At 43.7% G+C, this 23,484-nt stretch carries 19 protein-coding genes, 5 tRNA genes and 1 other RNA gene; 12 read left to right on the forward strand and 13 right to left on the reverse strand.

What is annotated here, in order from left to right; translation table 11 throughout:
• Nucleotides 1-35: 35 nt before the first annotated feature.
• The 6 genes from ACMXYN_RS11970 to ACMXYN_RS11995 all read left to right on the forward strand — a co-directional run bounded on the left by ACMXYN_RS11970 (nucleotide 36) and on the right by ACMXYN_RS11995 (nucleotide 694).
• A tRNA-Asn gene (locus tag ACMXYN_RS11970) sits at nucleotides 36-111 on the forward strand.
• A 22-nt stretch (nucleotides 112-133) separates the two neighbouring features.
• Nucleotides 134-209, forward strand: a tRNA-Asn gene (locus ACMXYN_RS11975).
• A gap of 6 nt (nucleotides 210-215) precedes the next feature.
• Nucleotides 216-292 (forward strand) — tRNA-Pro (locus ACMXYN_RS11980).
• Between the two features lie 44 nt (nucleotides 293-336).
• Nucleotides 337-413: transfer RNA gene (locus ACMXYN_RS11985), tRNA-Pro, on the forward strand.
• Nucleotides 414-457: 44 nt separating this feature from the next.
• Nucleotides 458-534 (forward strand) — tRNA-Pro (locus ACMXYN_RS11990).
• A gap of 40 nt (nucleotides 535-574) precedes the next feature.
• Nucleotides 575-694: non-coding RNA, RtT sRNA (locus ACMXYN_RS11995), on the forward strand.
• Between the two features lie 173 nt (nucleotides 695-867).
• Here the strand turns inward: ACMXYN_RS11995 and ACMXYN_RS12000 are convergent.
• The 3 genes from ACMXYN_RS12000 to ACMXYN_RS12010 all read right to left on the reverse strand — a co-directional run bounded on the left by ACMXYN_RS12000 (nucleotide 868) and on the right by ACMXYN_RS12010 (nucleotide 2,957).
• Nucleotides 868-1,044 (reverse strand): DUF6435 family protein, encoded by a 177-nt coding sequence (locus tag ACMXYN_RS12000; RefSeq protein WP_415892024.1) that lies wholly within the window; start codon nucleotides 1,042-1,044, stop codon nucleotides 868-870.
• 99 nt (nucleotides 1,045-1,143) lie between these two features.
• Nucleotides 1,144-2,427: a M18 family aminopeptidase gene (locus ACMXYN_RS12005; RefSeq protein WP_415892025.1), complete on the reverse strand. Its 1,284-nt coding sequence runs from the start codon at nucleotides 2,425-2,427 to the stop codon at nucleotides 1,144-1,146.
• 8 nt (nucleotides 2,428-2,435) lie between these two features.
• On the reverse strand, nucleotides 2,436-2,957 hold the full coding sequence (locus ACMXYN_RS12010; protein ID WP_415892026.1) for an FKBP-type peptidyl-prolyl cis-trans isomerase: 522 nt from the start codon (nucleotides 2,955-2,957) through the stop codon (nucleotides 2,436-2,438).
• Nucleotides 2,958-3,110: 153 nt separating this feature from the next.
• On the opposite strand from ACMXYN_RS12010, the gene ACMXYN_RS12015 reads away from it, so the two are divergent.
• The 3 genes from ACMXYN_RS12015 (at nucleotide 3,111) to rpsA (ending at nucleotide 7,943) form a co-directional block, all read left to right on the forward strand.
• Nucleotides 3,111-5,201: a carboxy terminal-processing peptidase gene (locus tag ACMXYN_RS12015; RefSeq protein ID WP_415892027.1), complete on the forward strand. Its 2,091-nt coding sequence runs from the start codon at nucleotides 3,111-3,113 to the stop codon at nucleotides 5,199-5,201.
• Between the two features lie 77 nt (nucleotides 5,202-5,278).
• Nucleotides 5,279-6,058, forward strand: coding sequence for a hypothetical protein (locus ACMXYN_RS12020; protein WP_415892028.1), 780 nt, complete (start codon nucleotides 5,279-5,281; stop codon nucleotides 6,056-6,058).
• Nucleotides 6,059-6,263: 205 nt separating this feature from the next.
• The gene (rpsA, locus tag ACMXYN_RS12025; RefSeq protein WP_415881747.1) at nucleotides 6,264-7,943 is read left to right on the forward strand and encodes a 30S ribosomal protein S1; all 1,680 of its coding nucleotides are present in this window, start codon (nucleotides 6,264-6,266) and stop codon (nucleotides 7,941-7,943) included.
• Nucleotides 7,944-8,010: 67 nt separating this feature from the next.
• On the opposite strand, the gene ACMXYN_RS12030 is transcribed toward rpsA, so the two are convergent.
• From ACMXYN_RS12030 to ACMXYN_RS12065, 8 genes are all read right to left on the reverse strand, one after another.
• A complete protein-coding gene (locus tag ACMXYN_RS12030) occupies nucleotides 8,011-9,315 on the reverse strand; it encodes a diguanylate cyclase domain-containing protein (RefSeq protein ID WP_415892029.1) in 1,305 nt (434 codons plus the stop codon).
• Between the two features lie 99 nt (nucleotides 9,316-9,414).
• A complete protein-coding gene (locus tag ACMXYN_RS12035; protein ID WP_415892030.1) occupies nucleotides 9,415-9,855 on the reverse strand; it encodes a YcgN family cysteine cluster protein in 441 nt (146 codons plus the stop codon).
• Nucleotides 9,856-10,143, reverse strand: coding sequence for a YcgL domain-containing protein (locus ACMXYN_RS12040; RefSeq protein WP_415885211.1), 288 nt, complete (start codon nucleotides 10,141-10,143; stop codon nucleotides 9,856-9,858). It lies immediately after the preceding gene.
• A gap of 3 nt (nucleotides 10,144-10,146) precedes the next feature.
• Entirely contained in the window at nucleotides 10,147-11,331 is a 1,185-nt protein-coding gene (gene rnd, locus ACMXYN_RS12045; RefSeq protein ID WP_415892031.1) for a ribonuclease D, read from the reverse strand.
• A 15-nt stretch (nucleotides 11,332-11,346) separates the two neighbouring features.
• The gene (gene recR / locus ACMXYN_RS12050; RefSeq protein ID WP_415892032.1) at nucleotides 11,347-11,946 is read right to left on the reverse strand and encodes a recombination mediator RecR; all 600 of its coding nucleotides are present in this window, start codon (nucleotides 11,944-11,946) and stop codon (nucleotides 11,347-11,349) included.
• A 3-nt stretch (nucleotides 11,947-11,949) separates the two neighbouring features.
• Nucleotides 11,950-12,276: a YbaB/EbfC family nucleoid-associated protein gene (locus tag ACMXYN_RS12055; RefSeq protein WP_415881753.1), complete on the reverse strand. Its 327-nt coding sequence runs from the start codon at nucleotides 12,274-12,276 to the stop codon at nucleotides 11,950-11,952.
• Nucleotides 12,277-12,288: 12 nt separating this feature from the next.
• Nucleotides 12,289-14,307: a DNA polymerase III subunit gamma/tau gene (dnaX, locus tag ACMXYN_RS12060; RefSeq protein WP_415892033.1), complete on the reverse strand. Its 2,019-nt coding sequence runs from the start codon at nucleotides 14,305-14,307 to the stop codon at nucleotides 12,289-12,291.
• A gap of 90 nt (nucleotides 14,308-14,397) precedes the next feature.
• Complete coding sequence (locus tag ACMXYN_RS12065) at nucleotides 14,398-17,214, reverse strand: EAL domain-containing protein (protein WP_415892034.1); 2,817 nt, start codon at nucleotides 17,212-17,214, stop codon at nucleotides 14,398-14,400.
• Nucleotides 17,215-17,400: 186 nt separating this feature from the next.
• Between ACMXYN_RS12065 and ACMXYN_RS12070 the strand changes: the two genes are divergently transcribed.
• The gene (locus ACMXYN_RS12070) at nucleotides 17,401-17,727 is read left to right on the forward strand and encodes a hypothetical protein (RefSeq protein ID WP_415892035.1); all 327 of its coding nucleotides are present in this window, start codon (nucleotides 17,401-17,403) and stop codon (nucleotides 17,725-17,727) included.
• Between the two features lie 49 nt (nucleotides 17,728-17,776).
• Here the strand turns inward: ACMXYN_RS12070 and ACMXYN_RS12075 are convergent, their stop codons facing one another.
• The gene (locus ACMXYN_RS12075; RefSeq protein WP_415892036.1) at nucleotides 17,777-19,717 is read right to left on the reverse strand and encodes a diguanylate cyclase domain-containing protein; all 1,941 of its coding nucleotides are present in this window, start codon (nucleotides 19,715-19,717) and stop codon (nucleotides 17,777-17,779) included.
• Between the two features lie 253 nt (nucleotides 19,718-19,970).
• Here ACMXYN_RS12075 and pyrC point away from each other — a divergent pair, with 253 nt between their 5' ends.
• On the forward strand, nucleotides 19,971-20,999 hold the full coding sequence (gene pyrC / locus ACMXYN_RS12080) for a dihydroorotase (protein WP_415892037.1): 1,029 nt from the start codon (nucleotides 19,971-19,973) through the stop codon (nucleotides 20,997-20,999).
• A gap of 63 nt (nucleotides 21,000-21,062) precedes the next feature.
• On the opposite strand, the gene ACMXYN_RS12085 is transcribed toward pyrC, so the two are convergent.
• Nucleotides 21,063-21,743, reverse strand: a complete 681-nt coding sequence (locus ACMXYN_RS12085; protein WP_415892038.1) for an SAM-dependent methyltransferase — start codon at nucleotides 21,741-21,743, stop codon at nucleotides 21,063-21,065.
• Nucleotides 21,744-21,876: 133 nt separating this feature from the next.
• Between ACMXYN_RS12085 and ACMXYN_RS12090 the strand changes: the two genes are divergently transcribed.
• Nucleotides 21,877-23,466, forward strand: coding sequence for a diguanylate cyclase domain-containing protein (locus ACMXYN_RS12090; protein WP_415892039.1), 1,590 nt, complete (start codon nucleotides 21,877-21,879; stop codon nucleotides 23,464-23,466).
• Nucleotides 23,467-23,484 lie beyond the last annotated feature (18 nt).

Genomic DNA, 23,484 nt, shown 5'->3' on the forward strand with positions numbered 1-23,484 from the left:
TTGGTCATTAAGATACGCCGCACTTTCAAGGCTAATCCCTGATAGCTCAGTTGGTAGAGCAGTAGACTGTTAATCTATTGGTCGCTGGTTCGAGTCCAGCTCAGGGAGCCAACCTTGATAGTACAGCTGATGATCCCCGATAGCTCAGTTGGTAGAGCAGTAGACTGTTAATCTATTGGTCGCTGGTTCGAGTCCAGCTCGGGGAGCCATTAAGTCGGAGTGTAGCGCAGCTTGGTAGCGCATCTGGTTTGGGACCAGAGGGTCGGGGGTTCGAATCCCTCCACTCCGACCACTTTCATTGGCAAATTTTCTAAATACCTGCTCAGGTATCATCGTCGGAGTGTAGCGCAGCTTGGTAGCGCATCTGGTTTGGGACCAGAGGGTCGGGGGTTCGAATCCCTCCACTCCGACCACTTTCATTGGCAAATATCCAAAATATCTGATCAAGTATTATCGTCGGAGTGTAGCGCAGCTTGGTAGCGCATCTGGTTTGGGACCAGAGGGTCGGGGGTTCGAATCCCTCCACTCCGACCATCTTAATATTCTCAATTTAGCTCATCACAACAAACCAAATCATTAGCGCTATTTTTAGGGATGAGAACACCCGAAGGGTTCGAACCGAGCACAGCGAGATAACGGAACGAAGTGACGGCCCACAGGGTGAGCGTAGCGAATAACCCCCCCACTCCGACCATCTTAATATTCTCAATTTAGCTCATCACGATAAACCAAATCATTAGCGATATATTTTCCTGATCCACAACTGTCGTATTATCTTGCGTTGATTGCGCAAGAATCTCTTCACAACTATCCCCCCACCTAGGCAAATTTCGGCAATATACGAACCTCCAAAGCATCCACCACAAGCTAAGATTTTTCTTCCTGAAACTGTTTCAATTTTTCATATAGCTCCTCCGCCTCACAGGTCAGAAAAGAATACTTTTCAATATCACCACTACGCTGCGCCTTCATGGCTAGCTCAAGCTTAGCGTTATATTCTTTTTTAAGTCTTTTTTCAGGATTGGGCTTTAAAAACGAGAACATCTGCTTCACCTTATACTTCAGAGAAACAGATCTTACGAGAGAGGAAAGTGAACCGATCACAGAGACACTGCAACCGGCTCCAATATGATCAATATATGATTAAACGACCGACTCTCCGAAGAATTTAGCCAACACTTTCGTCAAATTAACAACATCTTTAGTGCCAGCCATTTCACGAATCGAGTGCATCGCAAATTGCGGCACACCAATATCCAGTGTTTTCACACCCAGTTCCGCAGCCGTAATTGGCCCTATAGTACTACCGCAAGCCATATCACTTCTTACAACAAATGCCTGAACCGGAACATTCACCTGCTGAGCAAGATCCCTAAATATTGCACTCGTTTCACTGTTTGAAGCATAGCGCTGATTCGCGTTTAGCTTAATTACAGGCCCCTCATTAATTAATGGGCCATGGTTTGCATCGTGCTTATCCGCAAAATTAGGGTGAATACCATGGGCATTATCTGCCGAGATCATCATAGAGCGACTTATCATCCGCACCCTATCCTCAACATCAGGCATCAATCGCTCCAACACCTGGCTCAACATTGGTCCTTGCGCACCAGAAGAACTCATACTGCCTACTTCTTCATGATCATTACATACCAAAAGCGCCCCTTGCTCAAAATCAGAGTCCAGCAATGCAGCCAAGCCCATGTAGCAACTTAAAAGATTATCCAGTCTCGCAGATGACAAATACTCTTTCTTTAACCCTGTCAGTGCTGGCTTTTGCGTATCGTAAAGTGAGATTTCATAATCAAGAACCTCAGCTACATCCTCAACACCTTCAGTAGATAATCTATCCGCTAGCATCTGTTTAAAGCTAAATTCTTTATCTCCTTGCCCAAGAATAACTGGCAAATAGGTTTGAGCATTGATTGTTCTACTTTTATTTGCCTCTCGATCCAGATGAATAGCCAAACTTGGAATTAGCGCTATTGGATCCTTAAAGTTCACTAACGCCTTACAACGCTCACCTTTTAAAGACTTATAACTCACTCGCCCTGCCATAGACAGATCACGATCAAACCAAGGGTTTAACAACACACCACCATAAACCTCAACACCTAACTGCTGATAACCATGACGATTCAGCTCAGGAACTGGCTTCACTTTTAGGCAAGGCGAGTCAGTATGCGCGCCCACCATACGCATCCCTGACTCTGCCAAATCAGTATGACGCGGCAAAGACCAAGCAATAATGGAAGAGCCATTGCGAGTGACGAAATACTTTCCACCCGCTTGCAACTGCCAACTATCCTCTTCGCGCAGCTCCATAAAACCATTTTCAACCAAACGCTGCGACATCTCCTTAACCGCATGATACGGCGTTGGGGACGCTTCTAAGAACAACTGTAAATCTGCAATTAAGTCTGTCATTAAAAATCCTATTTCTCAGAAGCTGCAAAATCGATCAATTCAACTTTAAATATCAAAGTGGAATTCGCAGGAATATCAACACTAGGACTAGTAGCACCGTAAGCTAATTCCGGCTTGATATAAAACATCCAAACCGCCCCTCTATTCATCATAGCCAAACCTTCAGTCCATCCGCGAATAACGCGATTTAACGGGAAGGAACTAGGCTCACCTCGCTTATAAGAACTATCAAATACATGCCCATCAACGCGAGTACCTTCGTAATGCACAGTTACGATATCAGTAACATTAGGGCTCCCACCCTCTCCTGCCTTAACAACTTTATATTGCAAGCCACTCGCTGTTACTTTTACATCTTGATCTTTTGCATTGGATTCCAGAAAAGCTACACCTTCTTTTCTAACATCATCGTTAAGCGCCTTCTCAACCAACGCCTGACGAAACTTTTTCTCTTCAGGATCTTCACCACAACCACTAACCAATCCTAGCGCCATCGCCAGAGCTGTAACACCTAAGAATTTCATGTTCATAAACGAATACCAAATAAATCCATACACTCTTTATAAGCAATTGATTTTACAACAGTGCCGCGCATGTCTACACTCAACAAACTGTGACAGGGAACTCACAACCCTTTTTTAGGGTCATAGTTAAATCCAGAGCGCTAAATTAAGACTTACATTATGCATAGATCGCTATTAAAGCCACTGTTGTTTACTGCGTTATCCTTCCTAATTCCAAGTACTGCCAATGCACTTTCAACACCGCTCAAATCAGAGCCCGTGCATAAGCAAACGTTATTAGAAATTACTGAATCGCTCAAACTAGGCCACTATAACAGAGTCAATTTGGATGATTCATTATCTGGACAGATCTTTAATCAATATATTAAAGATCTCGACCCAGCACGTAGCTATTTTTATAAAAGCGATATTGATGAGTTCGAAAAATATCGCTTGGTACTGGACGATCAAATACGCTCCGGAGAACTCTCTGCAGCTTATTTCATTTTCAACCGCTATCAAGAGCGTATTGAAGGTCGCCTAGAGTTCATTATTGATGAATTAGAACAAGGTAAGGTATTTGATTTCTCGATTGATGAGAGCCTAAACACTGATCGAGAAAACGCTGCTTGGATTGAATCCACCCAAGAGATGAATGCACTTTGGGACCGTCGACTTAAGAGCGCTCTGCTCAACCTTCTATTAGCTGAAAAAACTGAAGAAGAAGCACGAGAAATTCTAATAAAACGCTATAAAAACCAACTAAAAAGAAGTTTACAAGTTAATAGCGAAGACGTATTCCAATCGTTTGCAAACGCTTTTACCAAGCAATACGATCCACACACCCAGTATTTTTCACCAAGAAAATCTGAGAATTTCAAAATTAATATGAGCTTATCTCTAGAAGGGATCGGCGCTGTATTAAAAAGTGAAAACGAATTCACTCAGATTGTTCGCCTTGTACCTGCAGGCCCTGCTGAAAAGACCGGTCAACTGAAGGCGACCGACCGTATTATTGGTGTCGGCCAAGGTGAAGATGGCGATATCGAAGATGTCGTAGGCTGGAGACTGGACGATGTTGTTCAACTTATTCGAGGCCCTAAAGGAACTACCGTTAGGCTCGAAGTAAGGACTTCTGAGCGCGAAGACATCCCTTCCAAAATCGTAAAAATTGTTCGAAATAAAGTAAAATTAGAAGAACAATCCGCTCAAAAGCGCATACTCGAACTTGAACATCTTGGCCAACCATTCAAACTTGGCGTAATTGAGATACCAGCCTTCTATATTGATTTTGCAGCACTGCAGCGTGGCGATGACGATTATAAAAGCACCTCTCGCGATGTAGAAAAGCTTATTCAAGAACTGAAAGACGAAGATGTAGACGGTCTAATCGTAGACCTCCGTAACAATGGTGGCGGCTCTCTACGGGAAGCCAACGACACTGTAGGCCTATTCATTCAGCGCGGTCCAACAGTTCAGGTGAAAGACTCTACAGGTCGAGTTGAGGTTCTTCGCGATCTTAACCCAAAAGTCTCTTACGGTGGACCAATGGCTGTTCTAGTTAACCGCCTATCTGCCTCAGCATCTGAAATTTTTGCCGGAGCAATCCAAGATTACAACCGCGGCATCGTTATTGGCGGTCAAACCTTTGGTAAAGGTACAGTTCAAACATTACTCCCCCTTAACCACGGCCAACTTAAACTAACACACGCTATGTTTTATCGAATCTCTGGCGACAGCACACAGAACAAAGGGGTAATGCCAGATATCACATTCCCGACCCTATATGATCCGGAGATCATTGGAGAAAGCGCACTGGATCAAGCTCTAGCTTGGGATAAAGTTCGATCCGCACCTCATGGTCTTTACCCAAATCTGAAACAGTTTCTAACTCAGGTTAATTCACGATATCAATCGCGAAGCATGACTGATCCAGACTTCATTTTCATGCGTGAACAGGTTGAGCACCTTAATGAGGTTCGCAAGGAAAGCAGTCTAATTCCTTTACAGGAATCAGCGCTTAAGACTGAAAGAGAGAAAGCGGAAGAATGGCAAGTTAATGCAGAAAACCGTCGCCGTAGCAAAAAGCAACTACCTCCAATCAAATCGCTATCAGAGCTTGATGAAGAACTAGAGAAAGATGCTCAAGGCAGACCTATCAACCCAGAAGCTGAAGCAATGTTAGTAGAAAGCGGAAGAATTCTACTTGATACAGCCTTCCTACAGCTGCAATATTCAGCTAACGAAACCCAAAAGGGTGAACAAAAATAGGGATGTAGTGTAGCGAGCAATCGCTACGCTTCTATGGATAAAGAACGCCAGCCGCTAGGATAGGAAAGCAGTAAACAATGAATACCCGAAAGCTTCTTGTAGTACTGATCATCGTTCCAATTGTGTTGGCCGTTCTCGGTGGCGGTGGTTATTTTGCTTATAACGAAATGCAAGGCCAACATCAGGAAAACTTAAAAGACCTAGAAAAGTTTGGCTTCACTGTCTTACCTAGTAATGTTCACACTGAGACAACTGGCGAACTCGGCACCAAGCAGCTTCCAGCAACCTTCGCCCAAGATAAACTAACCCCTACTCAGAAAGTCATTAAAGGCCTAATGGCTGATAATGAAAAACTACTCGACGAGCAGGAAGTTTACAAAAAACAAATTGAAGGGCTTAAAGCCGAAATAGCTGCCCTTGAAGAATACAAAAAGCTCAACGAGCATTTTGCCCCTCTAACCATTGTTGAAGAAGTTGCCGCTGTAGAAAAACAACTCAAAACATTGCTTATCGATATGCCAGATGCCCGACGCTTCTCTAACCTACAAATAGAAGCAATGTCGGCAGCTGCAGGTAACGAATATAAGAAATTTATTGGTGGAAAACGCTTAATCCTATCCGATAGCGAGCGCGAAGATCTCGTTAAAACCTACATGCCCGAATTCTCGTTCTGCGTTGGAGATGGCATTGAAATCGCAGCCAACTCCCCTCGCGAAGAGCGCCTTATCACTCAGTTTTTTCGCAAACAGGATAGTAGCAACCTAACTAGTGAGTTAAAAACCGATTTGGATACAGTTGTAAAACCTTGTCAAACAGCACTTTACGCCCGCCTAGACGATTACGATAAACCTTTTTAACAATCCGCTAAAACCTTATACATTCTCTGTTAATTTACTGTATAATGTGCGCTCATTTTCTTTTGAATTGGGCGCTACACCGGTCAAAACGCCCTCTTCATAATAATTAAACTGACCCTGTGAATCCGGTTTTACAGGCTGAAGTGCTGTTATCCAATCTCTCATTCTTAGCGAGATAAAACAGCCCTTATATAGGACATATTCAATGAGCGAAAGCTTTGCTGATCTGTTTGAAGAATCCCTTCAATCACTAGACATGACTCCAGGTAAATTGGTAATTGGTGAAGTTGTTGATATCGACAGCGACTGGGTTACTGTACATGCTGGTCTAAAATCTGAAGCAATCATCCCGCGTTCTCAGTTCCTTAACGATGCTAACGAACTTGAGATCAAAATCGGTGACGACGTTAAAGTTGCACTAGAAGCGGTTGAAGATGGTTTCGGTGAAACTCGTCTGTCTCGTGAAAAAGCGAAACGCGCTGAAGCTTGGGAAGTTCTACAGACTAAATTTGAAGCTGAAGAAACTGTTAAAGGTTACATCAGCGGCAAAGTTAAAGGCGGCTTCACAGTTAGCATCAACAACATTCAAGGCTTCCTACCAGGTTCTTTGGTAGACGTTCGCCCTGTACGTGATGTTGATCACCTAGAAGGCAAAGAGCTTGAATTCAAACTAATCAAGCTTGATCCTAAGCGTAACAACATCGTTGTTTCTCGCCGTGCAGTTCTTCAAGAAGCTAACAGTGCTCAGCGTGATGAGCTACTAGCTACTCTAGAAGAAGGCCAAGAAGTTAAAGGTTTCGTTAAGAACCTTACTAACTACGGTGCATTCATCGATCTTGGCGGTGTTGACGGTCTTCTACACATCACTGACATGGCTTGGAAGCGTATCTCTCACCCATCAGAGATGCTAAACCCAGGCGATGAGATCACTGTTAAGATCATCAAGTTCGACAAAGAATCTGGTCGTATCTCTCTAGGTCTTAAGCAGCTTTCTCAAGACCCATGGTCTCTTATCAAAGAACGTTACCCAGCTGGTGCTAAGTGCAAGGCACGCATCACTAACCTTACTGATTACGGCTGCTTCGCATCTATCGAAGACGGCGTAGAAGGTCTGGTACACGTTTCTGAAATGTCTTGGACTAACAAGAACATCCACCCATCTAAAGTTGTTCAGATCGGTGATGAGCTTGAAGTAATGATCCTTGACGTAGACGAAGAGCGTCGTCGTATTTCTCTAGGTATCAAACAATGCACAGCTAACCCATGGGTTACTTTCGCTGAGCAGTTTGCTGCGAACGACAAAGTTACTGGTACTATCAAAACTATCACTGACTTCGGTATCTTCGTTGGCCTACAGGACGAGCTTGACGGTCTTGTTCACATGTCTGACATCACTTGGGAAGCAGATGCTGAAGCAGCTCTACGCCAGTTCAAGAAAGGCGAAGAAGTTGAAGCAGTTATCCTTTCTATCGATGCAGAGAAAGAGCGTATCTCTCTTGGTATCAAACAGCTTGAAAGCGATCCATTCGCTGAATTCGCTGCAGCTAACGACAAAGGCGCTATCGTAACTGGTAAAGTTACTTCTGTAGACGCTAAAGCAGCTGTTATCGAGCTAGCTGAAGGTATCGAAGGTACTCTGAAAGTATCTGAGATCTCTGTAGATCGCGTTGAAGATGCATCTACTGTTCTTAACGTTGGTGAAGAAGTAGAAGCTAAGATCATCACTCTTGATCGTCGCAACCGCGTTATCAACCTGTCTATCAAAGCGAAAGAGCAGGCTGAAGAGAAAGCAGCAATCTCTGCTGTACGCAACGCTGAAGTTGAAGTATCTGGCCCAACTACAATTGGCGACCTAATCAAAGCTCAGCTAGACAACCAGAAGTAATCACTTCTTGTTGAAGCTAAAAAGCCGCAATCATTGATTGCGGCTTTTTTGTTTTCGTTAAATAAACTTAGCTAGCAAATCTATATCCACGCTTGCCACTGCGCTTCACTTTATACATTGCATGATCAGCTTCTCTCAGAAGCACCTCAGCATTTTTATTCAACGCCCCTTCCTCTAAGAGCGAAATCCCTACACTTACACCAATACAGGCCTCTTGTTCCTTGCCATTCATATCAGCGATCGAAAACGGCTCATTCATAACAGCAATAATCTTGGATGCAACTACTTCAGCATCTTTAGCAGACTTTATCCCTGACATTAAGATAATAAATTCATCACCACCGATACGACCCACCGTATCCACTGCTCGCACTTGATGAACCAAACGCTTCCCTGATTCAATCAACACTTGATCACCCGCATCATGACCAAAACTATCATTAACAGCTTTAAAACCATCGAGATCAACAAACATGATCGCAGCTGAACTCCCCTCCCGCTGCGCTTGAGCAATCACTTGAGTCATACGATCGCGACACAACCGCAAACTAGGCAGCCCCGTTAAGGCATCATAATGAGCGAGCCTATCTAACCTCACCTTGGCTTTTTCTGCCTGCTCAAGCGCATTATGTAGCTCTGTAACGTCATATTCAGACACCAAAAGGAGGTAATCGCCCGTCAAGGGATGACGGCTCGTACGGAGATCCACAACATGTCGGCGCACACCTTTACTCGTTACCATCAAGTGTTCTGACTGCCCATCTTGATGTTGTCGCCCCTGCTCAAGAAGCTCAAGCCCTTCTTTAACGTCGTGAAATCGGCACACAAACACAGAAGCATCATTATTCTGAGCATCAACAAAGCCATATAATTCTGCTGCGGCTGGATTTTCAAACATCGGCGTACCGCTCATATCAAAACTAGTAACAGCAACTGATGTATAGCGGATCGCTTCAGAAAAGATGAGATGCTCAGGCTGCTCGCCCAGATCAACCTGCTCACTAATAAACGCAATAATGCCACGGTGCTTTTCAGGACCAAGCAGCACTGCTTTATGTCGCATCAAGAGCGTTTTAGGTTTACCGTTTGGATAAGCTGTCCAAGGGTCAACTGTCATCCCTTGAGCCGCTGCTTTATAAAATGTTTGCTCGGTCCGCTTACGAGCACCTTCTGTATCAGCCGATAGGTCTTTATCAATCAAATCCTGAACAGTTGGCAGCCCCCAAAATTCGAGTGCGCGCTCATTTCCCCACCAGAAGCCATGTCGATCTAGATCAAAAATCCAAATAACATCAGGCACAAAATCGAACGCAGAAATTGCATCGAAATTATCGAGAACTGAGAGGTGATTAAATTGATCAGAATTGCTCAAAGCCATTATCTCCAACTACGAGATATAACTTTATGTTAGGAAAACCCTAACAGCAAATTAGACATTACGCATAAAAAAAGCGCCTTAGGCGCTTTTCTACTATTCGAGAATATAATCTTCGAACTCTTCTTCGGTGATTTCATTATCTTTAACTTCGTACCAAGTTAGTACCGAAGCACCTGACTCAATCACCGTCTCTTGGCGCCCAGACAATAGCGGGTGCCAGTCAGGAAGATCTTTACCTTCATGAATTAAGCGGTAAGAACAGGTTGGCGGAAGCCAATGAAAGTCATCAACATCCTTGGGAGTAAGCTTGACACAGTCAGGCACTAGAGAGCAACGCTCCTCATATTTTGTGCAACGACAGGTATCAAAATCTAGAAGATGACAAACAACAGAAGTATAAAAAACCTCTTTTGTATCTTCATCTTCCAGTTTGTGGAGACAACAAAGCGCACAACCATCACAAAGAGATTCCCACTCCGAAGAGCTCATCTCTTGTAGGCTTTTACTGCGCCAAAATACTTCTTGAGCTACCACTTAGCGAACACCAGTTTCCGGGCGATCTTTATGAAGATCAAGCATGTAGTCATCTTTTGGCGGCGGCATCTGCAAGAAATACCCCTTCTCATCCAGATCAGCCAACACTTTTTCAGTATCAACTCTAGCCAGTTCACGGTTAGCCGTTAAAGGAATATCCATCACATGCTTTGGCGAACCAAACATTTCTAATAGCGCTTCCGGCACTTTACTCAGTTGATCTCGCTTATCTACATAAAGATACATCTCATCTTTACGCGGGCTCAGGTAAACAGAGCATATTTTCATCGGTTAAGTACCTTCAGTTCTTAATTTTTCAATCTTTTGCAATTCGGCTAACAATTGAGACGCAAGAAGCTCCTGCCTCCAAGCCGTAATTTTTTCAGGTAAGCGATACTCACCCTCATCAACCCCAGAACGAATAAGTAGTTCCAACTCTTTTCTTCGCAATAAAATTTCAGGGGCGACATTCTGTTCTTCAGCTACACGACGAGCAATCGCCTTCAGCTTCTTAATATGTTTGTTCCAAAAGAAGTGCAGTGGTTTAGGAATAGGTGCAGGGCTGTTTTTAGCCGCACTTTCCTGTCCAGACTTTAAAAAGTCTAAAATTGCTTCACCGTCAGTACGAAGTATACGCTTTTTCACTTCATCTAGCCGCGATAACTCAGATAAACTGCGTGGCCACTTTTCCACTATTTGCAACAAAGCCTGATTTCTCAAGATTCTGTTACGTGGAACATCTCGCTTTCTCGCAATCTGCTCGCGCCATGCAGTTAGATCACGCAATGCTGCCATTTTGTGCTCTGGTAGATTCCACATTTGAGTGAAGCGACGGTAATAACCATAACCTTCAACATCGTCCACTAGCGCTTCAGCTAACAGCGCCTCATTCTCTTGCTCTGCCCAGTGGTAACGCTGCAAATCGTCCAGCTCTGATTTTTGCATCTGGTATATAGCTGGAAGATAAGCCACATCTAGCGCTGCATATAATTCTTGGCTTGCTGTCAGAGGGCGCTGCAACCAATTAGAGGTGGTCTCATGTTTCGCTAATTGAATATCCAGCTTTTGCTCAAGCATTCGCTGAAGGCCCAATGAGAACCCCCAATTCAATACAGCTCCACCTAATTGCGTATCAAACAACGGTGTTGGCAATACACCAAACATTTTCAGAAATAGTTCTAGATCTTCATTTGCAGCATGCATCAGCTTTACAACTGATCGATCAGCAAATAAATCAGCCAGCGCACTAAAATCCTCGATCTCTAAAGGATCTATCAAATAGCAAGATTGATCATCAGCAACTTGAATAAGCCCAGGGATAGGATAAAACGTTTCAACTCGCTGAAACTCTGTATCTAGTGCAATGACTGGAAGCGTACGCCATTTATTACAACATTCAACTAGCGCATCTTCTGAACGAATCCAGACAGGTGTTCTTGCTGATACTTCTAGCTTTTTCCAACTATATTCTGTCATCTGGAGATTCTTACCTCAAAGCAGAGAACGCCTTCCCGCTATTGCGTGGGCTAACGTACCGCCATCCACGAATTCTAACTCTCCACCCACAGGAACCCCGTGAGCGATTCGAGAAACCTTTACATCCAGATCTTTCACTTGAGCAGCAATAAAATGAGCCGTTGCTTCGCCTTCTACCGTTGGATTAGTCGCAAGGATTAATTCTCGGATGTCGTTCGATCTAACCTTATCTAAAAGAAGATCAATACCCAGATCTTCAGGGCCTATGCCATCGATAGGCGACAGATGCCCAGATAGCACAAAATAACGACCGTTATACCCACCCGTCTGCTCAACTGCCAACACATCTACCGGCGACTCGAGTACGCAAAGCAGATGCTTATCTCTTGTTTCTGATTGGCAAATATCACAGATATCCTGCTCGGATAAAGTACGACATTCACTGCAATGACCGATCTCTGCAACCGCTTTTTCAAGCGCAGCAGACAGAGATAACGCCCCTTCAGAGTCACGCTCTAACAGATGAAAAGCCATACGCTGAGCCGACTTAGGACCAACCCCTGGTAAACAGCGTAAAGCGTTTATTAACTGTTGAATTAATGGACTGAATGACATCGATTAGAACGGCATATTGAAACCAGGAGGCATTCCCATACCGCCGGTCACTTCAGACATTTTCTCTTGAGTGTAAGATTCGATTTTACGCACAGCATCGTTTACCGCTGCAGCGATCAAATCTTCTAAGATCTCTTTGTCTTCTTCCATCAAGCTGTCATCAATATTGATGCTTTTAACGTCGTGACGACCATTCATTACAACTTTCACAAGACCCGCACCAGATTCACCTGTTTGTTCCGCAAGTGCGATTTGCTCTTGTGCTTTTTGCAGGTTCTCTTGCATTTTTTGGGCCTGCTTCATCAGGTTACCCATACCGCCTTTCATCATATTTTTCCTCAATTAATTATCGATGGGAACCACGGACGAGAGTTCAATCCGTGCATCAAAATGCTCTTGTAGTAATTGTACCGTACTATCGTTACGAATAGATTCGACAGCTAATAGATGACGCTCTTCTCGTTTACGATTTATAAATTGTGCAGGCGTTTCCTGCTGCTGTTCAGCTTGTAAAAACTCAACCTGAACAGGGTTATTAAAGTAACCATTCAGTGCATCCGAAATACGCTGACACTGTACTTCGTTCAGCATCGTCTTCTGCTCTTTGGTGTAATGTAAAACCATCGATTCAGACGATACTTGCTCCAAAGAGAGATGAGTCGCCAAACTTTCGGTCATCCCGCTTAGACCAAGGCTACGACTAATATGTACCCATTCAGGAAGAGAGACTTCCGCTAAGTTACGCGAACACTCTACAACCTCGACACGAGTTTTAGAGATCTCACCTATATCTTCTGTTACTTCAGCTTGGAGCACTGGTTCTGAAACAGGAGCCATTGCTTCCATTTCAGTATATGAATTTCCCGCTGCACGATTAGAAGGCTCTGAATCATCAAAACCACCGACATCATCCATATCCCAAGGAGGTGGTTCATCTCCTTGGTTATTTAGCGTTTCAGGCTTTTTTGCAGGGCTTACCTCCGCCACGGGTGCTACCGGACTTGCCTGCCCTAATGGAGGTACATCTGATACTGGCGGCTCATACGGCGGTGGCGATTCTACTGCTGGAGGCTGACTATCTGTCTGCGCTGGAGCCGGTTGCATTGGCGCAGATTGAGGCGCAGGTGCAGTTTGAGTAACCGGAGCCTGTGCGACAGGAGCGGGTTGAATCGATTCAGCTGCAGGTGCCGGCACTTCCGCAGTTACAGGGGTATTAGTGGCCTGACTCACTTGTTGAGGCGAACTTGATACGACCTCAACTTGGCGCGGCTGAGCACTAGCAGGACGAAATGCCAGCATTCTCAGCAATACCATTTCCAAACCTTCGCGTGGATCAGGAACGAAAGGAAGGTCCTTACGCCCCATCAAAGCAACTTGGTAATAGAGCTGTACATCTTCAGCAGTTAATTTGCTGGCAAGTTCAATAATCTGATCTTTATCTCCCATGCTGTTATCCACAGCATCAGGGATCGTTTGCGCCATCGCGATACGGTGTAATACGCCGATCAGATCACCTAGAACCGTATTATAGTCAGGTGAAAACTGAGCCAAATCAGTCACTGCCGCCATTAGGGCTTTAGCGTCTGATGCTGCCAAGCAGAACAGCATCTGATAGACCAAACGCTGATCGATTGTACCCAGCATAGCGCGAACATCTGTTTCACCAATCTGGCCGGCACCAAAAGCGATCGCCTGATCAGTCAAACTCATTGCATCACGCATAGAGCCGTCTGCAGATCTCGCTAACAACCATAATGCTGGCTCTTCAAACTGAATCTGCTCTGCTGTCAGAACCGTACGTAGATGATTAACGATTCGCTCGGGGATCAAGTTTTTAAGATTGAACTGCAAGCAACGAGATAAAATTGTGATCGGCAGCTTCTGAGGATCAGTTGTTGCTAACAGGAATTTAACATGCGGAGGCGGCTCCTCCAGCGTTTTAAGTAATGCGTTAAACGAGTGAGTAGAAAGCATGTGCACCTCGTCTATCAGGTACACTTTGTAGCGCCCATGGGTTGGAGCATATTGCACGTTTTCCATCAGCTCACGCGTATCTTCTACTTTCGTACGCGAAGCCGCATCGACCTCAATCAGATCGACAAAACGCCCTTCGGCGATCTCTTTACAAGCAGAACATTGACCACAAGGCGTTGAAGACACGCCCTGTTCGCAGTTGAGAGATTTGGCAAACAATCGAGCAATCGATGTTTTACCGACACCACGGGTACCGGTAAATAGGTAGGCATGATGTAAACGATCATCATCCAACGCATTAACCAGTGCTTTAAGCACGTGCTCTTGCCCTACCATCTCCTGAAATTTAGCAGGACGCCATTTACGCGCTAGAACCTGATAACTCATCTACTTTTGCTACTTATATCGTCTAAAAATATTGGCTCTATGCTACCTGTTGAGAACGACTTGTACCAGTGAAACCTTATACACTTACCGTCACAAACCGGTTTCTAAGATCGCTTCTGTTTCTGTAACTGGAACCGGTTTAGAGAAATAGAAACCTTGAGCTGTATCGCACTTTAGTTCAGTCAAAATTGCTAGCTGCTCATCAGTTTCAACACCCTCTGCAACTACTTTCATTCCCAAGGTGTGCGCCATTGAAATGATCGTCGCCATGATCGCTTTTTCTGATTTGTTACAGGCTAATTCTGCGGTAAATGCTTTATCGACTTTCAACACATCTACAGGCAAACGGCGCAGATAGTTTAGAGAGGAATAACCGCTGCCAAAGTCATCTAATTCGATCGCAATCCCTTTACCTCGAATAGCTTCAAGCACAGGTAAAACTCTGTCTATATTCTCAATGACCGCTGTTTCGGTTATTTCTATGCTCAAATAAGCTTCTATCAGGGGATATTGGTCTAGCTGCTTACTCAATTCTGCCATCAAATCAGGGCTTACTAGCTGGCGGGGGGACAGGTTGATAGAAACCCTCTCTCCCTCTTGCAACACCCCCTGCTTCACCCACTGGTCAACTTGCTTGAACACTGTCGCAAAAACCCAATTACCCAAAGGCAGGATCAATCCGCTATGTTCAGCCACAGGTATAAACTCTGCTGGGGAAATGCTATTACCATCAAAATCAGTCCAACGGAGCAAGGCCTCCAAGCCCATCACTTTTCTCGAGGTGAGGCAGACTTTCGCTTGGTAATAAATTTCGAAAGATTCTGCATCAATGGCAGCACGAATATCAGACTTCATCTGAATCTGTTGTAGATTTTTGCGGTTAAGCTCCGAATCGAAGAAGCATACTTGGTCCCGCCCTCGGTTTTTAGCACTGTACATGGCTGCATCTGCATGTTGTATCAACGTTTCTGCACTATCTGCATCATGGGGATACATGGCAATACCGATACTCGCCCCAATAAATACATCGCTATTTTTTAACCTGAATGGGCGTTTCAGCTCTTCCAAAACATTATTCGCTATAACTAACGCCATATTTGCTTGAAAGATCCCAGGTAGGATAAGGATAAATTCATCACCGCCCCAACGAACCACCGTATCTGAACTGCGAACTTTTTCTTTAATGCGATTAGCAGCCTCAACTAGCAACTGATCACCATATTCATGCCCTAGGGAATCATTCACATGCTTAAAGAAGTCCAAGTCGATAAACACCAAGGCTAAAGATTCTTTATGCCTATTGGACAGGTCCATGTCATGAGCTAATCGCTCTTTACAGAAAGTTCGATTCGCAAGATTGGTCAAAGAATCATAGTAAGCAAGGTTGCGCAGAGAAGCCTCGGTTTTCTTTTGCTCCGAAATATCCGTAAATACGCCAAAGTAACCAGTAACACTATCTTGCTCATCTTTAATTGCTTTGACTGTGAGCCATTCAGGATAGATCTGACCATCTTTCTTTCGGTTCCAGATCTCACCAGACCATAACCCCTTCTCTTCCAGTTCTCGCCACATAGCTTCATAAAACGAGGTTGGCTGTTTATGGGAGTTCAGGATATTCGGAGCTTGGCCTATCACTTCGTCCTTGCTGTACCCGGTAACTCTCTCAAATGCAGAGTTTGCTTCTACAATTCGGTTGTATTTATCCGTGACGATAATACCGTCATTGGTGGTTTCAAAAATATATTGAGCTAAACGAAGGGCTTTATCTTTTTCCGCTCTATCACTCATATCGGTAGTAATCGTGCACACCGCATATAAACGTCCATCGTCATCAAACAGAGGAAAACACTCACTGTAAAGAGACTTAAACTGCCCCTTACACTCGTAAGTTAACTCCCAACTGTAATGCTGCTTAGACTGAATAACTTGAACATCCCCTTCTCGTGAGGCACTTATTACTTCGACCGGTAAATCTTTTTCCGAATAATCACCTTGTAGTTCATCCGCTGAAGCTAAGCCTGCAAATCGCAAATAAGCTGGATTCGCCCTTAAGTACATACCTTCAACATCCCGAATAACGATCATTGATGGCGAGTTCTCAAGCAATTCATCCAAGAGATCAACGTTCGCTTCTAACTGAGCATGTATAGAAGATATCTGTTTTGCCATCTGACTAAATGCAGAACCGAGTGTTCCTAATTCATCATTTCCAGCTTGATCATCAAAGGCAGTCTTCTGACCTTGCGAGAATGATCTACTCGCTGAAACCAACAACTGCACACGAGAAGTTACTAACCGATTGATTACGAACATCAAAATCAGAGCGAGGAATAACATAGCGGCAGACAACGCAGTAACCAATACAGCGAGCTGTTTCCTAATTGCTTCATTCACTTCTTTGTCACTTAGCGCAAGAATCATCACCCCCTGCTCAAGCTCTTGTTCTGGCTTGCCAAACGCAGGAATACCAATTGGAATCAGTGAATAAAGAACATTCTCTTTTTCAAAATAAGCATGCTGTAAAACCTGCCTATCTCGAACTTGAATAATGGTGTTGAGATCTAGATGAACATCTACACGCCGACTGACAGTTTTGCCCAGATCTTCACTATGAGATGAAAAACGAATTTGGTTGGCAGAATCCACCACTAGGATTTTGCTTACCTGATCTGACTTTAGGTTTTGGCGAAACTCACGGTTTACGCCCGTAGAATCCCCTCTCTCTAAAAGATAAGTCAGTGTGCTTTTAAGGCGCTTCGTTACATTTTGAGCTTCATTCTGCAGCAGGGTCTGATGTTGTTTCTCAATAATGGGAGCAACAAAAAAAAGGCAACTAGGGATTATCAGTGCTGTAACAAGCACAATAATAACCGGAATAGAAAAGCGTAACGGTAAAGATAGTCGCATAAGAAAGCTTTAAATATCTAGATACTTACCGGCTTAACATAGCTCACTAGGTATGACCCAGCCAGCAAGGCGTAGCCTTATTTACAACATAATTCGTAATTATAAATAAGCATAAGCTAAAACTATCCTCGCAAGCACCCCTATTTAGGTTTAAAATCGTACAATTCCTAGGCCATGGTCAAGACTATGTTTAAGAAAGCCCCAAGCAAAGCGGAATTACGCGATCAGTTGAATGCTGAGGTATCGCGCTTTCTGGAAAAAGGTGGGGAAATTAAACAAGTTGAGATGGGGGAATCTGGATTAGTTGACGGGCGCTATACCCATCATAAATCCAATTTTGAACACACTAAGCCGCAAGAACGTACTCCCGTCCACGGTTTATTAGCTACTATTGATGCCCGCCGAAAAAGCAAAACAGCCCCCTCATCTAAATCTAAACGCGGAAAACCTCGCAAGAAAATCATCTACGATGACTTCGGCGAACCGGTAAGAACAGTTTGGATAGACGAATAGCGCCCTAAGCTACATAAACAACTTTAGCCGTTCATCTACCCTTAAAGCTCTAATCAAAATCAATGCTGAAATAGCGAAATGTATTTTTTCCGGCTCGCTTCGCTTCATACATAGCAGAATCAGCGTGTTCAAAAAGCTTCTCTGGTAAGTGATCATCTGGGTAGATCGAGATACCGATGCTCACGCCCATCTTCAAATTCACACTGTCATACTCAAACGGCTGCTGTACTGAATCAATAATCTTCTTAGCCACAACTTCAGCATCATATTTAAACTCTAAACCAGATAGGAAGATCACAAATTCATCACCACCTAAACGCGCTACACAATCAGATTCCCTAATACACTCAGACAAGCGTTGAGATATCTGCTGCAAAGCTTTATCGCCAGCCAAATGGCCATGAGTATCATTAATCTCTTTAAAACCGTCTAAATCCAGATATAAAAGTGCAAGAATAGCACCCTCCCTTTTAGCCTGAACCAACGCCTGGGTTAATCGCTCATTGAATAGACTGCGGTTTGGCAAACGGGTTAACGCATCATAATTAGCCCTGAAACGTATTTCGTCTTCTTGCTCTTTGCGTTTACTGATATCTGTAAACAGAGCGATATATTCCAATGGTTCACCCTCTTCATCTCGAACCATCGCAATAGTCTGCCACTGAGGATAAACCTCGCCAGATTTTCGTCGATTCCAGATCTCACCTTCCCAGCGGTTATTCTTTTGTAGCTCTTCAAACATAGACTTATAGAAAGACTCATCATGGTGGCCTGAATTAAGCACTCGCGGACTTTGCCCTAACACCTCTTTCGATTGATAACCAGTAATCTCATAAAAAGCTGGGTTTACCATCGTGATGGACCCATTAAGATCTGTAACCATTATTGCTTCTGAAGCGGCATCAAATACTGTAGTTGCAACTCTCATCCTCTCTTCGATCTGCTTATATGCAGTTACATCTTCCTTCACAGAAATATAGTGAGTCACCTCTCCATTCTCAGAACTCACTGGAGAGATAGAAGTCTTATCCCAATAAACACTGCCATCCTTACGGCGATTACACAGCTCCCCTTTCCAAGTTTTACCACTGGTGATGGTTTGCCAAAGGTCGATGTAATCCTCTTTATCTGTTTCCCCTGACTGCAATAATTTCGGATTTTTACCAATTACTTCTTCTTTGCTGTAGCCAGAAGTACGGTAAAAACATGGGTTGGCATACGTAATTACACCATCGCTGTCCGTCATCACCACCGCAACAGGGCTCTGTTCTACAGCCTGTGATAACTCTTTAAGGTGCAGATTTTCACTGTTTTTTTCTTTCTCATATTGTTCCAGTCGAGCCCCCATAAGATTGAACGCCTGCGCTGTTTCGATAAGTTCACCACAGGTTTTTTCAGATACACGGAAGTTAAAGTTGCCCGCGGCAATATGACTGCTTGCCTCTCTAAGATGAGACAACTGCTTGGATATAACCCTAAGCGCTAAATGTGCTCCAATAACCATTAGCAAAATTTCAAACAGCGCTAAACCTAATACCTGGTAGCTAGCCCCTTGAACAAGAAAATTAGTTTGTTCCGCTGGTAAACCATAGTGAATTTCATAGGATGATCCATTTGCACCACGCAGTAACAACTGCTGGTCAATCATATCTCCTCCATCTCCCCATAACACAGCGAGACCATGTGTATGAGGCATATCGTGTCCACCTATAGAAATGATTGACGACCCGCTCTGATCATAAATTTGCAAATACGCTAACGAACGCGTTTGCATTAATTCGTTTGCTTTCGCCCCTAATCCTTCACGATCAAGTACGTTTAATTCAGGCAAAAGAGTAACACCTAGAAAGGTATTAACTATTTGAATCCGTTGCTCTACTTCAGCTGTAGCCGTGGTTCGAAGGAGATTTAAAGTCAGCGCGGACAACCCAGCAAGAAAGGCAAGACCGAGAATAATCACGGCCAAAATTATTTTGGTTTTGTACTTCATAGCAAACCGTTAACGCATTTTTTATAGTAATAAGAATGAAAATCCGCTCAATATTAATACAATCTAAATGAACGTAAAATTACTCTCTAGTACTTAAAAACCCTATTTTTTTGATGTTTTATTCAACAAGAGTTAACTCTAATTACAAAGACTAAAAAATCGTTTTGTGCGTAAGCTTTAAAAGCTTTTCATAGCGATCCATGGGATAATTATGAGATAAGTTTTAACCTGATAGATAAGTGGTGCTGCCCAAATGACTTCTCTTACGATTACACGCCCTGACGATTGGCATATTCACCTACGTGATGGTGTTCAACTTAAAGACACTGTACGTGATGTAAGCCGCTATATGGGACGCGCAATCATCATGCCGAACCTAGTTCCACCTGTAACGAACACAGAAGAAGCGCTAGGCTACCGCCAACGCATCATGGATCAAAAGCCGCAAGGCAACTTCGATCCTTTGATGGTGTTATATCTAACAGATAATACTGACCCTGCAGATATCAAGAAAGCGAAGGATACAGGCAAGGTTTACGCAGCCAAACTATACCCAGCTGGCGCAACCACAAATTCCGATTCAGGTGTAACGTCTGTAAAGAATATCTACCCTGTTCTTGAAGCGATGGAAGAAGCAGGCATGCTGCTGTTGATTCACGGCGAAGTAACAGATGGCGATATTGATATTTTCGATCGTGAGAAGATTTTCATCGAAACGATTTTGAAAGATGTTGTAAATGACTTCCCTAACTTAAAAATTGTACTCGAGCACATCACAACTAAAGATGCTGCTGAGTTCGTAGAATCGGCTGGGGATAACGTTGCAGCAACCATTACAGCTCACCACCTACTTTACAACCGTAACCACATGTTGGCTGGCGGTATCCGCCCACATTATTACTGCTTGCCAATCCTTAAGCGTAATATTCACCAAGACGCACTGATTAAAGCAGCGACTTCCGGCAGTAAAAAGTTCTTTTTAGGAACAGATTCAGCGCCTCACATGAAACACGCAAAAGAAGCTGCGTGTGGTTGTGCAGGTTCCTACACGGCTCACGCTGCGATTGAACTGTACGCTGAAACATTTGAAGCAGCTGGCGCGCTAGATAAGCTAGAAGCGTTCGCAAGTTTGAATGGCCCTGACTTCTACGGTCTGCCGCGCAATACAGATACCATCACCTTGGTTAAAGAAAGCTGGGATGTACCAGCAACTTACCCTCTTGGTGAAGATAATGTAGTTCCTATTCGCGCAGGCGAACAAATTGCGTGGAAAGTAAAATAACCTAACATTCAATCAACAGGTTATATATCTTAGGGGGCCTACCTTAGCTCCCTAAGATAATCGTCAAGCTGATAGTTCTTGTAAGCTCATATATTCTGCTAGAGTTTTTCGTACACCTTCATTCCCTTGAGCCTGCATACGCTGATAGTGGCTGATATTCTGCCTTAAGTACTCTTGATGATCGTCGTTCGCTAGATCCCACATCAATCCGCCAACTGCAGGAATCTCAACATCACTTAACGTAGACAGATGGATCGCTTCATAATAGCGCCCTCCATCTTTAACAATCTTCTCGTTAACCAACCCCAAACCTAATGCCTTTACACCACTACGTACTTTATGAAATTGTCGTACTGGACAGATAAGAAAGTCAATGTCGCAATTAGGATTATTTTGCAAGACGGCCTGAACCATATCTAGCGTCAGGTCACCACCTACACCGGCAATAATGAGTAGATGACGATGCTGAATATTCGTAGCATTTTCGGGAAGAGCCAAACGGAGCTGTTGAAGATCTTCACAATGAACTTGCCAGCGTTCAGTTGAATAATCGCTACCAGCTAAATGCTTTTCAAGTTTGCTGGTAATGGATTCCACTACATCCAAGAAGTGCACTTTAGCCTCAGGTTTTGCTTCCAAAATAGCCTGACCTAAATAACCATGGTCACAGCAACAATCCCAGATATGGTCATATTGGCCATTAATCATTTCTAATATTGAATTCAAACGAGGCGAAAGACTCAAACTCTATATTTCCTGATATCAAAATCTAATTATTCAAACAAAAACAGATTTTACCATTGTCTTTTAATGCAAAATCAACAACTATCTGTAGAAGTGTTTGTTGTAGTAAAAGCGCCCGCAGGTAAACGCGTTTATGAAACCGTTAAAATTTCCCCTAAGATTCATCCTATTGACGGCTATGCTGTGCGTTTCCGTAGTTCCCATCGCCCTATTTTCCTACTGGACGATTCAGAATGCACTAGAGAAAGAGTTTGCTGCTGTTCATGAAAAACACCTTTTACTTGCGCACAACACAACCGCCGCACTAGATCGTTATGCCCTCGATGTAAAAGCGGTGTATGACACAAGTGCTCAACTCGCACAAAACCTTCACTTCCATCCAGAACAGATCTCTTTGATGGAACAGCTCAACATACTCGCTTTTGCACAATATGATCCGTCAGGGAACCTAATCGAAAGATACTACGGTCAAGCAGTTTTAGTACCACCATCGTTATCTGAAATAGAAATGGTACCAACAGATATAAAACCGGAGATCCAATTTTCAAAAATCTTCATCTCAGAAAGCGCTCCTCCAACCATCTATCTAACGTCTGTAGGCCCCAAATCTAATATCTGGATTGCGGCTATTAACCCAAACTACCTTTACAACATTCAGAAATCTATTAGCTTTGGCGATAAAGGACATGCAGCAATAGTGGATCAATTTGGCTCTGTGATCGCTCACCCTAACCCATCCTGGGAACAAGCAGGAAAGAACATAGCCAAAATCAGCATCATCAAGCAAATGATGCGAGGAGAATCTGGAGTAGCACAATTTTATTCTCCTGCAATGAATGCCGACATGATCGCTGGTTTTGCGACCGTACCAACCACAGGTTGGGGAGTAATGATTCCGCAACCAACATCGGAGTTGGAATCAAAACTTAAAGATTTAAAACAGGTGACCCACTTAATAGCCGCTCTCTGTTTTATCATCGTGGCATTATTAAGTTGGTGGATTTCAGGCATAGTTGTGAAACCGGTTAAACGACTGATCAAGATGACAGAGGATCTTTCGCATCACCAATACCCTCTCCCATTCAAAAAAGATGACTCTTTAACCAGTATCGAGATAGATACCTTAGTGACTAGCTTCAATACTATGGCTGAAGAGGTAGATCGCGGCCAAAAAGAGCTAGAAAAACGCGTCATTGAACGCACAGAGAAGCTACACAAAGCGGAAAAACAAGCACGCCACTTAGCATCCCATGATTTAGTCACAGGCCTGCCGAATCGAATTGCTATCCGTGCAGATGCTCAAAAACGTATTCATCGAAATGAACCATTCACCCTACTCTTTATAGACCTAGATGGGTTTAAACCGATCAATGACCAATACGGTCACCAGATGGGCGATCGTTTACTCAAAGCATTCGGAGAAAGGTTACGATCCAATTTGGGTGAAAACGACAACATCGCTCGCTATGGAGGCGATGAATTTATCGTGCTTCTGGCTACCGACAGTAAAGAAAGTGCAAAAGAGACCGCAGAACAGTTATTAACCTACATACGCAATCCCTTTGCATTTGGCGAACATAAAGTCAGTATTCAAGCGAGTATTGGTGTAGCTCAGTCTAAACCCGACACACGTGATCTAGACCAAATTATCCACGATGCAGACATCGCTATGTACAATGCTAAGAAAGCTGGCAAGAACTGCATCGTTTGTAGCTCAGTGTAAGTATGTGTTGCCTAAAAG

The sequence above is a fragment of the Neptuniibacter sp. PT8_73 genome, assembly GCF_047778045.1.
Taxonomy (GTDB): domain Bacteria; phylum Pseudomonadota; class Gammaproteobacteria; order Pseudomonadales; family Balneatricaceae; genus Neptuniibacter.